At 38.4% G+C, this 15,812-nt stretch carries 15 protein-coding genes; all 15 read left to right on the top strand.

The features are described from left to right. The first annotated feature begins 19 nt into the window (after nt 1-19). Nucleotides 20-1,249 carry an HD domain-containing protein gene (locus ACFOSX_RS12705; RefSeq protein WP_386101986.1) on the top strand — a complete coding sequence of 410 codons (1,230 nt, stop codon included), beginning with the start codon at nt 20-22 and terminating at the stop codon, nt 1,247-1,249. 51 nt (nt 1,250-1,300) lie between these two features. After that, nucleotides 1,301-2,329: a UDP-3-O-(3-hydroxymyristoyl)glucosamine N-acyltransferase gene (gene lpxD / locus ACFOSX_RS12700; RefSeq protein WP_386101766.1), complete on the top strand. Its 1,029-nt coding sequence runs from the start codon at nt 1,301-1,303 to the stop codon at nt 2,327-2,329. Next, nucleotides 2,316-3,722 carry a bifunctional UDP-3-O-[3-hydroxymyristoyl] N-acetylglucosamine deacetylase/3-hydroxyacyl-ACP dehydratase gene (locus ACFOSX_RS12695; RefSeq protein ID WP_386101763.1) on the top strand — a complete coding sequence of 469 codons (1,407 nt, stop codon included), beginning with the start codon at nt 2,316-2,318 and terminating at the stop codon, nt 3,720-3,722. The genes lpxD and ACFOSX_RS12695 overlap by 14 nt, the downstream gene beginning before the upstream one ends. Before the next feature lies 1 nt (nt 3,723). After that, complete coding sequence (gene lpxA, locus ACFOSX_RS12690; protein ID WP_386101760.1) at nt 3,724-4,509, top strand: acyl-ACP--UDP-N-acetylglucosamine O-acyltransferase; 786 nt, start codon at nt 3,724-3,726, stop codon at nt 4,507-4,509. A gap of 33 nt (nt 4,510-4,542) precedes the next feature. Then, nucleotides 4,543-5,109: an elongation factor P gene (gene efp / locus ACFOSX_RS12685; RefSeq protein ID WP_386101757.1), complete on the top strand. Its 567-nt coding sequence runs from the start codon at nt 4,543-4,545 to the stop codon at nt 5,107-5,109. Next, the gene (locus tag ACFOSX_RS12680) at nt 5,110-6,045 is read left to right on the top strand and encodes a UDP-3-O-(3-hydroxymyristoyl)glucosamine N-acyltransferase (protein WP_386101754.1); all 936 of its coding nucleotides are present in this window, start codon (nt 5,110-5,112) and stop codon (nt 6,043-6,045) included. Beyond that, nucleotides 6,045-6,452: a nuclear transport factor 2 family protein gene (locus tag ACFOSX_RS12675; RefSeq protein WP_386101751.1), complete on the top strand. Its 408-nt coding sequence runs from the start codon at nt 6,045-6,047 to the stop codon at nt 6,450-6,452. The genes ACFOSX_RS12680 and ACFOSX_RS12675 overlap by 1 nt, the downstream gene beginning before the upstream one ends. Before the next feature lie 70 nt (nt 6,453-6,522). Beyond that, nucleotides 6,523-7,395: a succinate--CoA ligase subunit alpha gene (gene sucD / locus ACFOSX_RS12670; protein WP_386101748.1), complete on the top strand. Its 873-nt coding sequence runs from the start codon at nt 6,523-6,525 to the stop codon at nt 7,393-7,395. Between the two features lie 182 nt (nt 7,396-7,577). Further along, nucleotides 7,578-8,324, top strand: a complete 747-nt coding sequence (gene fabG, locus ACFOSX_RS12665) for a 3-oxoacyl-[acyl-carrier-protein] reductase (protein WP_386101745.1) — start codon at nt 7,578-7,580, stop codon at nt 8,322-8,324. Nucleotides 8,325-8,328: 4 nt separating this feature from the next. After that, nucleotides 8,329-10,362, top strand: a complete 2,034-nt coding sequence (locus tag ACFOSX_RS12660; protein ID WP_386101742.1) for a VWA domain-containing protein — start codon at nt 8,329-8,331, stop codon at nt 10,360-10,362. Between the two features lie 12 nt (nt 10,363-10,374). Beyond that, complete coding sequence (locus tag ACFOSX_RS12655; protein WP_386101739.1) at nt 10,375-11,190, top strand: prohibitin family protein; 816 nt, start codon at nt 10,375-10,377, stop codon at nt 11,188-11,190. A gap of 238 nt (nt 11,191-11,428) precedes the next feature. Further along, nucleotides 11,429-12,286, top strand: coding sequence for an ATP phosphoribosyltransferase (hisG, locus tag ACFOSX_RS12650; protein ID WP_386101736.1), 858 nt, complete (start codon nt 11,429-11,431; stop codon nt 12,284-12,286). After that, nucleotides 12,286-13,572: a histidinol dehydrogenase gene (gene hisD / locus ACFOSX_RS12645; RefSeq protein ID WP_386101733.1), complete on the top strand. Its 1,287-nt coding sequence runs from the start codon at nt 12,286-12,288 to the stop codon at nt 13,570-13,572. The genes hisG and hisD overlap by 1 nt, the downstream gene beginning before the upstream one ends. A 2-nt stretch (nt 13,573-13,574) precedes the next feature. After that, complete coding sequence (gene hisC, locus ACFOSX_RS12640) at nt 13,575-14,618, top strand: histidinol-phosphate transaminase (protein ID WP_386101730.1); 1,044 nt, start codon at nt 13,575-13,577, stop codon at nt 14,616-14,618. A 44-nt stretch (nt 14,619-14,662) separates the two neighbouring features. After that, nucleotides 14,663-15,796 carry a bifunctional histidinol-phosphatase/imidazoleglycerol-phosphate dehydratase HisB gene (hisB, locus tag ACFOSX_RS12635; RefSeq protein ID WP_386101727.1) on the top strand — a complete coding sequence of 378 codons (1,134 nt, stop codon included), beginning with the start codon at nt 14,663-14,665 and terminating at the stop codon, nt 15,794-15,796. Nucleotides 15,797-15,812 lie beyond the last annotated feature (16 nt).

Below are 15,812 nucleotides of genomic sequence, written 5' to 3'. Positions count from 1 at the left end.
TAAATTAAAGGATGTAGGCTTGTCAGTAAAAAACAAACTCAAAATATTTAACGACCCAATTTACGGCTTTATTGTCATTCCTAATGCGCTGATTTTTGATTTAATTCAGCATCCGTATTTTCAAAGATTGCGACGCATAAGCCAAATGGGATTATCATATTTGGTCTATCCAGGCGCACATCACACACGTTTTCATCATGCTTTAGGTTCAATGCATTTAATGCAAAAAGCAGTGAGTGTCCTTCGTTTTAAAGGGATTGCAATTTCTGAAGATGAAGAATCGGCATTGTATATCGCCATTTTATTGCACGATATTGGTCACGGCCCGTTTTCTCATGCCATGGAGCACAGCATTGTAAGTGGCATCTCGCACGAAGAGATTTCGCTCCATTTTATGGAAGAACTCAACACCGAATTTAACGGAAGATTAACTTTGGCCATTCAGATATTTAAGGGTGAATATGTTCGAAAGTTCATGAATCAACTCGTGTCAAGTCAATTAGACATGGACCGTGCCGACTACCTAAAGCGCGATAGTTTCTATACAGGCGTTGCCGAAGGAAACATTAATAGTGAACGTTTAATTACAATGTTGAATGTTAAGGATGATGCCATTGTTATAGAAGAAAAAGGCATTTATAGTGTAGAGAAATTTTTGGTAGCGCGCCGTTTAATGTATTGGCAGGTGTATTTGCACAAAACGGGTTTGGTAGCAGAGCAGTTATTGACCCGTGTTTTAAAACGTGCGAAGGAATTGGTGGAGCAGGGGGTAACGCTACAGGCTAGTAAGCCTTTGATGTACTTTCTTGAAAATACCATCGATGCTTCAAACTTTAAGTCCGAAGCCTTATCGACCTTCTCAAAATTGGATGATTACGATATTGTTTCAGCCATGAAAGATTGGCAATACCATTCGGATTTTGTCTTGAAGAATCTTTGCGAGATGATTATTAATCGGGAATTGCTGAAAATAAAGCTGAAGAATAAGCCTATCGATAAAAGTGAAGTAAAAAAGCACAAGTCGGCATTGATGGAAAAATATGGTATTTCTGAAGAGGAAGCTTCTTATTTTGTGTTTTCAGGAAGCATTTCAAACCAAGCGTATAAGTCAGGTAAACAGGATATCAATATTCTTCTAAAAAATGGCAAAACCAAAGATATCGTAAAGGCATCAGACCAATTAAATCTTAAGGCATTGAGCAAACCCGTGACCAAACATTATATATGTTATCCCAAAAACAGAATGTGATATGTTTTTTCTATTTTTGCATGACCAATCAATAGACTTAAACAAAAACATTTGAAGTTTACAGCACAGCAAATTGCAGGTATTTTAGAAGGCGACGTCGTTGGTGACGGTGAAGTTGAAGTATCGCAATTGTCAAAAATAGAGGAGGGCGAAGAAGGCTCTTTAACGTTTTTAGCCAATCCAAAATACAAACCTTATATATATACCACAAACGCATCCATTGCTATTGTGGGTAAAGATTTTGAACCAGAGCAGGCCATTTCCACGACTTTGATTAAGGTTGATGATGCCTACAAGGCGTTTTCAAAATTGCTGGAATATTATAACCAGATTAAATTGAATAAATCAGGGATTGAGCAACCTAGCTTTATTTCTGAAGATGCCAAATACGGCGAAAATATCTATGTTGGCGCTTTTAGCTACATCGGAAGCAATGTAAAAATTGGTGATAATGTGAAGATATTCCCCAATGCATACATTGGTGACAACGTTACAATAGGTGATAATTCTATTCTATTTGCTGGGTCTCAGGTTTACAGTGATTGCGTGATTGGCGATTCTTGCGTGATTAATTCTGGAGCCATAATTGGTGCCGACGGATTTGGATTTACACCAAACGAAAAAGGAGAATATTCAAAAGTGCCTCAAATAGGAAATGTGATTCTCGAAGACTTTGTTGACGTAGGCGCAGGCACAACGATTGATAGAGCGACTTTGGGGTCAACGGTCATTAGACGAGGCGTGAAGTTGGATAATCAAATTCAGATAGCCCATAATGTAGAGATTGGACAAAATACGGTCATTGCCGCTCAAACAGGCATCGCTGGTTCAACCAAAATAGGTAAGAACTGCCAGATTGGTGGGCAAGTCGGAATTGTTGGTCATATCACTATTGGAGATAATGTCCGTATACAAGCGCAATCAGGTATTGGTCGCAATGTAAAAGATAATGAAACCCTGCAAGGCTCACCAGCATTGAATTATGGGGACTATAATAAATCGTACGTTCATTTTAAGAACTTACCAAAACTAGTTAAATCCATTAACGATATTGAAAAAAAAGTAAATGGCAATAGTTAAGACAGAACAGAATCAAAAAACTATAGAAACTGAAGTTTCATTACAGGGTGTAGGACTACATACCGGAAAAGATGTAACCATTACCTTTAAACCTGCACCAGCCAATTCAGGTTTTTCTTTTAAACGTGTAGATTTAGAAGGTGAGCCTAATATTGAGGCAGATGCTAATTATGTAACCAATACCCAACGCGGTACCTGTTTGGAAAAGAATGGTGTGACCATACAAACTTGTGAACACGTTTTGGCCGCATTGGTAGGGTTAGATGTTGATAATGCTATTATTGAATTGAATGCTTCTGAGCCACCAATTATGGATGGCTCGTCCAAGTTCTTTGTAGAAGCCCTTGAAAAAGGAAAGATTGTAGAACAAGATGCTAAACGCGAAGTATTTGTGGTACATGAAAATGTCACCTATTTAGATGAAGAAACTGGAAGCGAAATTATCCTCATGCCAGCCAATGAGTATCAAATAACAACTATGGTTGATTTTGGCACTAAGGTATTGGGGACTCAGAATGCGACACTGAATGATATTTCGGACTTTAAAAGAGATATTGCTGACTCTAGAACTTTTAGTTTTTTGCATGAATTGGAAACACTTTTAGAACATGGCCTGATAAAAGGAGGAGACCTTAATAATGCAATTGTTTATGTAGACAAGGAAATTTCAGAATCGACGATTGAAAAATTGAAAGTGGCCTTCAACAAAGACAATATTGCGGTGAAGCCAAACGGTATTTTAGATAACCTAACGTTGCATCACCCTAATGAAGCCGCACGCCATAAATTACTTGATGTTTTGGGGGATTTGGCTTTGATTGGTACACGAATTCAAGGTAAGGTAATTGCCAATAAACCTGGTCACTACATCAACACCCAGTTCGCCAAAAAATTATCCAAAATAATCAAGAACGAACGTAGAAACCATGTACCAGTTGTAGATTTGCATGCGGCGCCAGTCAAGGATGTTAATCAGATTATGGAGATGTTGCCACACCGACCACCGTTCTTATTGGTGGATAAGATAATGGAGCTTTCACAGGAGCATGTTATTGGTGTAAAATGCGTTACCATGAATGAACCCTTCTTCGTAGGTCATTTTCCTGGTGCGCCAGTGATGCCAGGTGTTCTTCAAATTGAAGCGATGGCACAAACAGGAGGCATTTTGGTATTGAGCACAGTACCAGACCCTGAAAATTATCTCACATACTTATTAAAGATTGATAACGTGAGGTATAAACATCAAGTAGTTCCAGGCGATACCTTAATTTTCAAATTGGATTTAATGACGCCAATTAGACGTGGTATTTGTCAAATGCAAGGTCGTGCTTATGCCAATGGACGTTTAGTTTCAGAAGCAGAAATCATGGCACAAATCGTAAAAGTAAAATAACATGAATCAACCTTTAGCATACGTTCATCCGGGAGCAAAAATCGCCAAAAATGTGGTGATTGAACCTTTTACAACAATCCACAACAATGTGGTGATTGGTGAAGGGACTTGGATAGGTAGCAACGTTACCATTATGGAGGGCGCTCGGATTGGAAAAAATTGCAATATTTTTCCAGGAGCAGTTATTTCGGCGGTGCCACAAGATTTAAAATATAACGATGAAGACACTACCGTTGAGATTGGTGATAATGTCACTATCCGAGAATGTGTGACTATTAACAGAGGAACGACGGACAAGATGAAAACGGTTGTAGGCAACAACTGTCTAATAATGGCATACTGCCACATTGCGCATGATTGTATTGTGGGTAATAATTGTATTTTTTCGAATAATAGTACTCTAGCAGGACATATTAATATTGGTGACTATGTGGTTTTGGCGGGGATGACAGCTGTGCATCAATTTTGTTCTATTGGAAATCACGCATTTGTAACCGGAGGTTCTTTGGTGCGTAAAGATGTACCACCTTATGTAAAAGCTGCTCGGGAGCCTTTGTCTTATGTCGGAATTAATTCGGTTGGCTTAAGACGTCGCGGGTATTCTACGGAGAAGATTCGTGAGATTCAAGACATATACAGAATGCTCTATCAGAAAAACTATAACAACTCTCAGGCTTCAGACTTAATTGAAGCCGAAATGGAAGCTACGCCAGAGCGTGATGAGATTCTTCAATTTATAAAGAATAGTCATCGTGGTATCATGAAGGGCTATTTTAAATCAAATTAAAAAACAACTAAACGACAAACGACTTAACAACAAATGGCAAGTACTTCAGATATAAGAAACGGACTGTGTATTAAATACAACAACGACATTTATAAAATCATTGAATTTTTACACGTAAAACCTGGTAAAGGCCCAGCATTTGTGCGTACAAAATTGAAAAGTGTTACTACAGGGAAAGTGTTGGATAACACCTTTTCTGCAGGTCATAAGATTGAAGAAATTCGTGTTGAAACTCATAAGTTTCAGTATTTATACAACGATGGTGAATTCTACCATTTTATGAATGAAGCCGATTACACGCAAATCCGTTTATTGGAATCTGCCTTAGATCGACCTGATTTAATGAAGGAAGGTGAAATTGTGACCATACAGATTAATACTGAAGACAACATGCCATTATCAGTGGATATGCCTGCAACTGTAATTCTAGAAGTTACCCATACAGAACCTGGTGTTAAAGGTAATACGGCAACAAATGCTACCAAGCCTGCGACTGTTGAGACTGGAGCAGAGGTTAATGTTCCATTATTCATTAATGAAGGGGATAAAATAAAAATTGAAACAGATAAAGGCACGTACAAAGAGCGTGTAAAGGAATAAGTGAAGTTTCCTAAACCACATACCTTAGAGCAAGTAGCCGAACTGATTGATTCAGAATTTATAGGCGACGCCAATTTTGAGGTTTTAGGTATGAATGAAATTCATGTTGTAGAACCTGGCGATATTGTTTTTGTAGATCACCCGAAGTATTATGACAAGGCTTTAAATTCAGAAGCGACGATTATCCTTATAAATAAAAAAGTAGACTGCCCAGATGGTAAAGCTCTATTGATTTCTGATGATCCGTTTAGAGATTTCAATAAGTTAACCAATCATTTTAAGCCATTTCGTCCTTCAAACGTTTCTGTAGCTGAATCTGCTCAAATAGGTGAGGGGACCATTATTCAACCTAATTGTTTTATTGGGAATAACGTTGCGATTGGAAAAAACTGTGTCATTCATAGCAATGTTAGTATTTATGATGATGCTGTTATCGGGGATAATGTCGTCATACATGCGGGTTCTATTTTAGGTGCAAGTGCTTTCTATTACAAAAAACGACCCGAAGGCTTTGACCAATTAAAATCTGGTGGCCGTGTTGTGATAAAAGATAACGTTCATATAGGGGCTTTATGTACCATTGACCGAGGTGTTACCGCAGATACCACCATTGGAGAAGGTACTATGCTCGATAATCAGATACAAGTTGGGCACGATACTGTAATTGGCAAAAAATGCTTGATTGCATCCCAAGTGGGGATTGCTGGTTGCGTGGTAATTAAAGATGAGGTTACTATTTGGGGGCAGGTAGGCATTACCAGTGGCATCACAATTGGTGAGAAAGTTGTTATTTCAGCTCAATCTGGAGTTAGTAAATCCTTAGAAGCCAATAAGCATTATTTTGGAACCCCAGCTGAGGATTTTAGGACCAAATACAAGGAGATTGCTTCGATTAAGCAAATCCCTGAAATCATAGAAAAATTAAAAACATTATAATGACAGCGAAAGAGGTAGTTAAATCATTTTACAATGCAGACTTAGCCAATGACGCTTCTATTGTTCAGCGTTTTTTTCATAAAGACTGTGAATTGCATTGGAATAGTAGTAGAGGCTTCACAATTTTAAATTACGATGATATTGTTGATTTTTTTGTTGGCACTAGAGACGCCTACAATAGTCTGAGATTTCAATTTAGTCATATATTGGTTGATGGCAACTTTGTTACAACTCGACACTCGTTGTACGCCATTACTATTGAACAACCAGAAGATGAGGAGTTATTGGCACATTTTACATCAATTTGGGAAGTAAAAGATCATAAATTATACCGTTGTTACGAAATCAGTCAATTGGCGGACGAGAAAACCATTTCGTCAAATTCTTTCAAAGAAATAAAAGTGTAAAGCACTCGAAAATACGTGTCAATTCTCGTATTTTTGCAACGTTTTAAAAACAAAATATAAGCACAAATTTATGAGCGTTTTAGTTAATAAAGATTCAAAGATTATAGTTCAAGGTTTTACAGGTAGTGAAGGAACTTTTCACGCCGGCCAGATGATTGAATATGGTACTAATGTTGTTGGTGGTGTTACTCCAGGTAAAGGCGGACAAACCCATTTAGATCGTCCTGTATTTAATACTGTTGACGAAGCTGTTGCCAAAGTAGGAGCTGATACGTCGATTATTTTTGTACCACCAGCATTTGCTACGGATGCCATTATGGAAGCGGCTGAAGCAGGTATAAAAGTAATTATTTGTATTACTGAAGGTATTCCTGTCGCTGATATGATAAAAGCTGCAGATTACATAAAAGATAGAGATTGTCGATTAATCGGGCCAAATTGCCCTGGCGTTATTACACCTGAAGAAGCCAAAGTAGGTATCATGCCAGGTTTCGTCTTTAAGAAAGGAAAAGTTGGTATTGTTTCAAAATCAGGTACATTAACGTACGAAGCCGCAGACCAAGTTGTAAAACAAGGTTTGGGAATTACTACGGCGATTGGTATTGGTGGTGACCCAATTATCGGAACCACCACAAAGCAAGCTGTTGAGATGTTGATCAATGATCCAGAAACCGAAGCGGTTGTGATGATCGGTGAAATCGGTGGTCAGCTAGAAGCTGATGCGGCCAATTGGTACAAGGCTAGTGGTAGTAAAAAACCAGTAGTTGGTTTTATCGCAGGTGAAACTGCACCAGCTGGACGTACCATGGGACACGCAGGTGCTATCGTTGGAGGATCTGACGATACGGCTCAAGCCAAAAAGAAAATCATGAGAGCCTGTGGTATTCATGTTGTGGATTCCCCAGCGGAGATTGGAAAGAAAGTCGCTGAAGTTTTAGGATAGGCTTTGACAAAAAGGTAATTAGATGTCCAATTAAATTGGACACAAGCTGTTAAAAACCTCGCAAAATCTTGTGAGGTTTTTTTTATTGATGCAACTTGTAATTAATATCTTTGAAAGACATGTCAAATTTGATTTTGTCGTCTTAAAAAATGTATCGAATAAACCAACTAACATTATAAATTATGCAACTATTAGAAGGAAAAACAGCAATCATCACAGGTGCCAGTCGTGGTATTGGAAAAGGTATTGCTGAAGTATTTGCAGACCATGGCGCCAATGTGGCGTTTACATACAGCTCATCGGTAGATGCGGCAAAAGCTTTAGAAGATGTACTTAATGCCAAAGGGGTTAAGGCAAAAGGCTACCAAAGTAATGCGGCCGATTTTGATGAATCCCAGAAATTGGCTGAAGATGTTTTGGCCGAATTTGGAAGCATAGATATCTTGGTAAACAATGCCGGAATCACAAAAGATAATCTCCTAATGCGTATGGCAGAGGAGGATTTTGATAAAGTCATTGAAGTCAACCTGAAGTCCGTTTTTAACATGACCAAAGCCGTACAGCGTACCATGCTAAAGCAACGTAAAGGCTCTATTATCAATATGAGTTCTGTTGTTGGTGTTAAAGGCAATGCCGGACAAACCAATTATGCGGCGTCTAAGGCTGGTATTATTGGATTTTCGAAGTCCGTAGCATTAGAGTTAGGCTCTAGAAATATTCGGTCTAATGTCATTGCTCCAGGGTTTATTGAAACGGAAATGACCGCCAAATTAGACGAAGAAACCGTAAAAGGTTGGCGAAATGCCATTCCATTAAAACGTGGTGGCACACCAGAAGATATTGCCAATGCCTGTGTGTATTTGGCGAGTGATTTGAGTGCCTATGTCACCGGACAAACCTTGAATGTGGACGGTGGTATGCTAACCTAACTGAATGCAAACAGCAACGATTTTCTACATCATCCTCGCAGGTATCATAGCGCTTTCATTAGCGCTATTGCAGTATAAATACAAATCAAAAGCCAGTGGTCGCCGTTCGCAACTATTGGCTTTATTGCGTTTCCTTACCTTGTTTGCAGTTGGCTTACTCATCATTAACCCGAAGTTTGAATCGGTCACCTATTTTGATGAAAAGCCAAACCTCATTTTAGCCATTGACAATTCTGAATCGATATCGTATTTGAAACAGAATGAAAATGCTTCTCGTATTTTGAATCAACTTAAAAACGACGATAATCTAAAAGAGCAATTCACGATTGAAACCTATAGCTTCGGAAGTGATTTTAACACGTTTGAAACGTTGACTTTTGAAGACAAACAAACCAATATCAATCGCGTCTTTAAAAACATAGAAGACATTTATTCTGAAAATACGGCGCCAATCATTCTAATATCGGATGGGAACCAAACTTATGGTGCCGACTATCAATTCTACGGTAGTAAGTCTAAACAAGCTGTGTTTCCAGTAGTATTGGGCGATACCATTCAGTATTCAGATTTACGGATAGAACGTTTGAATGTCAATCGGTTTGCCTATCTAAAGAATCGCTTTCCAGTTGAGATATTTGTCAATTATACGGGCGATGAATCGGTGAATTCGCAACTACGCATCTTATCTGGTAACGCAACAGTATTCTCGCAAAACCTCAATTTCGATTCCAACTCAGGCTCACAACTCATCAATACAACGTTACCTGCAAATAGCGTTGGTGTGAAATCCTACACGGTTGAAATCGTGCCTTTGGAGTCAGAACGCAACAAGGTGAACAATAGAAAGCGATTTGCGGTTGAAGTGATTGACCAAAAGAACAATGTGGCGATTGTAGCGGAAGGCCCACATCCCGATTTAGGCGCTTTTAAAAAAGCTATTGAATCCAATGAGCAACGCCGTGCAACGATTTTAAAGCCACGAGATTATATTTCTAAAAAAGATGATTTTCAATTGGTTATCCTGTACCAGCCAAATAATAGCTTTAGCACTGTGCTAAAGTCTATTTCTGACGATAAACGCAATGTTTTTTTTGTAGCAGGTCCAGCAACCAGTTGGGATTTATTGAATAAAAATCAGGAGTTTTTTAGTCAGACGATAACCAATCAATCCGAAGATTATCAACCCAGTCTCAACCTTAATTACAACACATTCATTATTGACAATCTTAATTTTGACAATTATCCTCCATTAAAGTCAGAATTCGGAAAGCTTGAATTTAAAGTCCCAGAACAAACCATTCTCTTCAAAACTATAAATGGTACAGCAACGAGCAGGCCTTTATTGTCCTCTTTTGAGTTTAACAACAACAAATACGCCTTGCTCAACGGGGAAGGCATTTGGCGCTGGCGAGCCCAAAATTACTTGGACACCAACAGCTTTCAGGATTTCGATAATTTTATGGGGAAACTCGTTCAATATTTAAGTTCCAACCAAAAACGACGTAGAATGAATGTAGATTACCGTTCATTCTATAACGGTAATGAAAGCTTAATCATAAGCGCACAATTTTTCAATAAGAGTTATGAGTTTGATGCCGATGCTAATCTGGTCATCCGACTTAAGAATGAAACAGACGATACACGGCGAGAGATTCCCTTGTTATTGGATAATTCAAGCTACAGCATAGATTTGAGCGGTATTGCCCCGGGCGACTACAGCTTTACTGTCTTAAATACTAATGAACCAATTTCAGCTTCAGGCCAATTCAAAGTCTTGGAATATAACGTAGAACAGCAATTTTTAAATGCGGATATCAGTAAGCTCAAAGCCGTAGCAGAAGGTTCAGGTGGAAAAACTTATTTTTCAAACCAAGTTGAGCAGTTGGTGAATGACCTTCAAAATGATTCGAGATTCGCCATCGTACAACGTAGTTCAAAAGATATTGTTCCGTTAATTGATTGGAAATATCTATTGGCGTTCCTTGCTTTAACCTTATCTTTGGAGTGGTTTATAAGAAAATATAACGGACTCATTTAATTCAAAATAAAAATGGAAAAATTACCAAAAATCGGACTGCCAATCATTATTGGTGTCCTTGCTTTAATTGTTATCCTCGCTAAATCGGCAGTAACTATAGACTCTGGTCATGCCGGTGTTTTATATGAAACTTTAGGCGATGGTGTAGACCCAGAAAAACCAGCTTTGGGCCCTGGGTTCCATGTGGTAGCACCTTGGAACAGAGTGATTGATTACGAAACACGTCAGCAAGAAGTACCAGAAAAAATGGCCGTGTTGTCATCAAATGGTCTAGACATTAAATTAGATGCTTCGGTTTTATACGAGCCAGATTTAGCCAATTTAGGACGTTTGCACAACCAAAAAGGGGTGGATTATTTAAACAGGGTATTACAACCTGCGGTGCGAAGTGCGGCCAGAAGCGTCGTTGGACGTTATACGCCAGAGCAATTATACTCTAGTAAGCGGGATGCTATACAGGAAGAAATCTTTGAAGAAACAAAAAAAATTGTTGGACCTCAGTTCATAATTCTGAAAGACATCTTAATTAGAGACGTAACATTGCCACCTACAATTAAGGAAGCGATTGAGCGTAAATTAAAGCAAGAACAGGAGTCTTTGGAATACGAATTCCGTTTGGTAACTGCCGAAAAGGAAGCTCAAAAAGTAAGAATTGAAGCTCAAGGTAAAGCAGATGCTAACCGTATTTTAAGTGCTTCTTTGACGGATAAAATCCTTCAGGATAAAGGTATTGAAGCAACAATTAAATTATCAGAATCGCCTAATTCTAAAGTGATTGTGATAGGTTCTGGAGATTCAGGAATGCCGATTATTTTAGGGAATCAATAAAATTCTCTTAAAAACTTGGAATTGTAATTAAATTTTTGGAAACTTTGTTTTCACAAAAAGCATAATGAACAACACACATTTACATTATCATTTACATTCTGGCTGTCGAGCGAGTTGTTAGTGTATGACGTAAATTTTAAATCATATATAAAAACCCGTTTGAGAAGTCAAATGGGTTTTTTGTTTTTAAAAGATTCCTATTCTCAAACACAAAAAAGATTTCCATTAGGAAAATGTTATGAGTAAACTAAAAATTGCAGTACAAAAGTCGGGTCGTCTTCACGACGATTCCTTAAAAATCTTAAAAGAAATCGGTATTTCCATCGATAATGGTAAAGACCAATTAAAAGCTTCAGCGCGGAATTTTCCTTTAGAAATATTCTATCTGAGAAATGGCGATATCCCTCAATACCTTAGAGATGGTGTAGTCGACGCGGCCATAATTGGCGAGAATGTTTTGATTGAAAAAGGAGGCGATATCAGCATCGTTGAACGCTTGGGCTTTTCAAAATGTAAAGTATCCATTGCTGTTCCTAAATCTTCCAAAGCATCGTCCTTAAAGGATTTAGATGGTAAGCGCATTGCGACATCGTATCCGAACACTGTTAATCAGTTTTTAGAACAAGAAGGCATTTCAGCACAGCTACACATCATCAATGGTTCTGTTGAAATCGCCCCGAATATTGGTTTGGCTGATGGTATTTGTGACATTGTATCTAGCGGGAGTACCTTATTTAAAAATGGCTTGAAAGAAATTCAAGTCCTTCTTCAATCTGAAGCCGTTTTAGCGACATCACCTGCAATTTCAGAAGAGAATAAGGCCTTGATAGATAAAATTCAATTCCGTCTTAAATCGGTTCTTAGAGGTCGAGAAAACAAGTATGTTTTGCTCAATGCGCCAAATGATAAGTTAGAAGCCATAGTTAATATTCTGCCTGGGATGAACAGTCCTACGATTTTGCCTTTGGCTAAGGAAGGCTGGAGTTCGCTTCATTCCGTTATTAACAAAAATGATTTTTGGAGTGTCATCGACGAGTTGAAAGCCAATGGTGCCGAAGGTATTTTGGTATGTCCAATTGAAAATATGGTACTCTAATGAAAACAATTGTAAACCCTCAACGAGCAGACTGGACATCAATTTTGGCGAGACCAACCCAAACGGTAAATGATATTGAAGATACGGTCAATCAAATTTTTGATGACGTACAAAAAAATAGGGACAAGGCTATTTTTAAATACACTGAAATGTTCGATGGTGTAATTTTAGAAGACAATCTGGTTTCTGAATCTGAAATTCAAACAGCTTCTGATGCCGTTTCAGATGAATTAAAATCAGCCATTAAAACTGCCAAAGCGAATATTGAAACCTTTCATAAAGCGCAGAAGACCGAACGTATTTCTGTCGAAACCACGAACGGTGTAGAGTGTTGGCAGGAAAAACGAGCTATTGAAAAAGTGGGTCTGTACATCCCTGGAGGGACAGCGCCATTATTTTCCACGGTGTTGATGTTGGCAGTTCCTGCGACTATTGCAGGATGCAAAGAATTGGTGTTGTGTTCCCCGCCCAATAAAGAGGGCAAAATTGCAAATGAAATTTTATACACCGCCAATCTTTGTGGTGTAACCAAGATTTTTAAAGTCGGTGGAATTCAAGCTATCGCCGGATTAACCTTTGGAACAGAATCCATCCCACAAGTGTATAAAATCTTCGGACCAGGAAACCAGTTTGTAACGGTTGCGAAACAACTAGCCACAAAATATGGTGTAGCCATCGATATGCCCGCTGGCCCCAGCGAATTATTGGTCATGGCAGATGACTCAGCCAATGCTAGTTACGTAGCTTCCGATTTATTGAGTCAAGCCGAGCATGGCACGGATAGTCAAGTGATTTTGGTGTCTACTTCGAAAGATTTGATTTCTGAGGTTGAAGAGCAAATTGAACTTCAGATTGAAGCATTACCCCGGAAAGCAATGGCTAAGCAGGCCATTGAAAATTCCAAATTGATTTATGTCGAAGATGATGAAACAGCGTTGGATTTAATTAATGCTTATGGCCCAGAACATTTCATTGTATGTTCTAAAAATGAAGGGTTATTTATAAATCGTATTGTTAACGCAGGTTCCGTGTTCATCGGAAACTACACGCCTGAAAGTGCTGGCGATTATGCGTCGGGAACCAATCATACCTTACCGACTAATGGTTTTTCAAAAGCTTATTCAGGAGTGAATTTAGATAGTTTCAACAAGAGCATCACCTTTCAACGGATTTCACAAGAAGGTCTTTTAAACCTTGGATACACGATTGAATTAATGGCCGAAGCTGAAGGCTTACAAGCCCACAAAAATGCAGTATCCATCAGATTGAAAGATTTAAAAAGCTAATTATGGAGTCATTTAATCTTAACAATCTTGTCCGAGATAATATCAAAAGCTTGAAACCTTATTCTTCAGCACGTGACGAGTTTAGTGGTGTACCAGCAGATATGGTGTTTTTAGATGCTAATGAAAATCCGTTTGAAAACGGTGTTAATCGCTATCCAGACCCACAGCAACGTAGCGTAAAGTCGCTTTTAGGTGAAATTAAAGGCATAAAGTCAGAAAACATCTTGTTGGGTAATGGAAGCGATGAAGTGTTGGATTTGATTTTCAGGGTCTTTTGTGAACCTAAAATTGATAATGTTATCACCCTGCCACCAACCTATGGCATGTATGAGGTTTTAGCAAACACAAATGATATTGAGGTCAAAAAGGTCTATCTCAAACTAGATTTTCAGATTGATGTTGACCAAATTTTAGTTCAACAAAATGACAGGTCTAAATTATTGTTTTTGTGTTCTCCGAATAACCCGTCAGGAAATCATCTTAATAATAAGGATATAGAACGACTGTTAAATTATTTCAATGGATTGGTTGTTTTAGATGAGGCTTATATCGATTTTTCAGAACAGGAAAGCTGGTTAACGCGATTGGAAGAATTTCCAAATCTCATTGTAACACAAACCTTGTCAAAAGCTTACGGCATGGCAGGAATACGCTTGGGTGTCTGCTACGCATCGTCAGATATTATTTCGATTCTAAATCAAATTAAGCCTCCGTATAATGTTAACGAACTCACGCAGAAAAAAGCAATTGAACGCCTGATTAACAAAGAAGCAGTTCAAACAGAAATCGACACTATTTTGCGAGAGCGAGGCACATTGACGCATGCATTGACTGAGATTCCATTTATATCTAAGGTTTACCACTCTGACGCTAATTTTGTGTTGGCGAAAGTAGATGATGCATCAAAGCGCTATAACCAACTGATTGAAAAAGGCATCGTTGTACGGAACAGAACAACTCAGCCGTTATGTGAAAATTGCCTACGATTTACGGTCGGCGCACAAGATGAAAATAAAAAGCTGATAGACGCTTTAAAACAATTATAAACTAATTAAAAAGTCCTCTCCTTAGGAGAGGATTTAGGAGAGGAATGAAAAGAGTATTATTTATAGACCGAGATGGAACACTGATTAAAGAGCCAGCAGATGAACAGATTGATTCGTTTGAAAAGTTGGTGTTCTATCCCAAAGTGTTTCAATATTTGGGACGGATTGCCAAGGAGTTGAATTACGAAATCGTGATGATAACCAATCAAGATGGTTTGGGCACAGAAGTATATCCAGAAGACACTTTTTGGCCAGTTCATAATTTTATCTTGGACACCTTTAAAGCAGAAGGCATTGAGTTCAAGGAGCAATTCATTGATAGAACCTTTGCCAAGGACAATGCACCAACTAGAAAACCAAACACGGGATTGTTAACCCAATATTTTTCCGAAGACTATGATTTGACGAATTCCTATGTCATTGGTGATAGACTAACGGATATTGAATTGGCAAAAAACCTCGGAAGCAAAGGCATTTTCATCAATGATGAAACCAACTTGGGAACCGACGAAATTACTGTAAAGCGTGAAGAGTTAGATGCTTTTATTACGCTTGAAACTAATGATTGGGAAAAAATCTATTCTTTATTAAAAGTTGAAGAGCGAACAGGTTCTATAGAAAGAAATACCAATGAAACAAAGATTAAAATCGACCTAAATCTTGATGGTACCGGAAAAAGTAACATTTCAACAGGACTCGCATTTTTTGACCACATGCTCGACCAAATTGCTCGGCATGGGCAACTGGATTTAGACATCCAAGTAAATAGCGATTTAGAAGTCGATGAACACCACACTATCGAAGATACGGCAATTGCCTTGGGAGAGGTGTTTGCAACGACCTTAGGCAATAAATTAGGTATAGAACGCTACGGTTTCTGTTTACCAATGGACGATTGTTTGGCGCAAGTCGCTATTGACTTCGGTGGACGCAATTGGTTAGTCTGGGATGCTGATTTTAAGCGCGAAATGATTGGAAAAATGCCAACAGAAATGTTTTTCCATTTCTTTAAATCATTTACCGATGGCGCTAAATGTAACTTAAACATCAAGGCCGAAGGTACCAATGAGCATCATAAGATTGAAGCCATATTCAAAGCCTTTGCTAAAGCAATTAAAATGGCCGTTAAACGAGACGTTGAGAAAATGATTTTGCCATCAACAAAAGGGATGCTGTAATCCCATCTCTCTTGAC

This window comes from Winogradskyella maritima, assembly GCF_042650215.1.
Lineage (GTDB): Bacteria > Bacteroidota > Bacteroidia > Flavobacteriales > Flavobacteriaceae > Winogradskyella > Winogradskyella maritima.
Note: the sequence above shows the minus strand (reverse complement) of the source record. Positions and strands in the feature narration are given on the sequence as shown.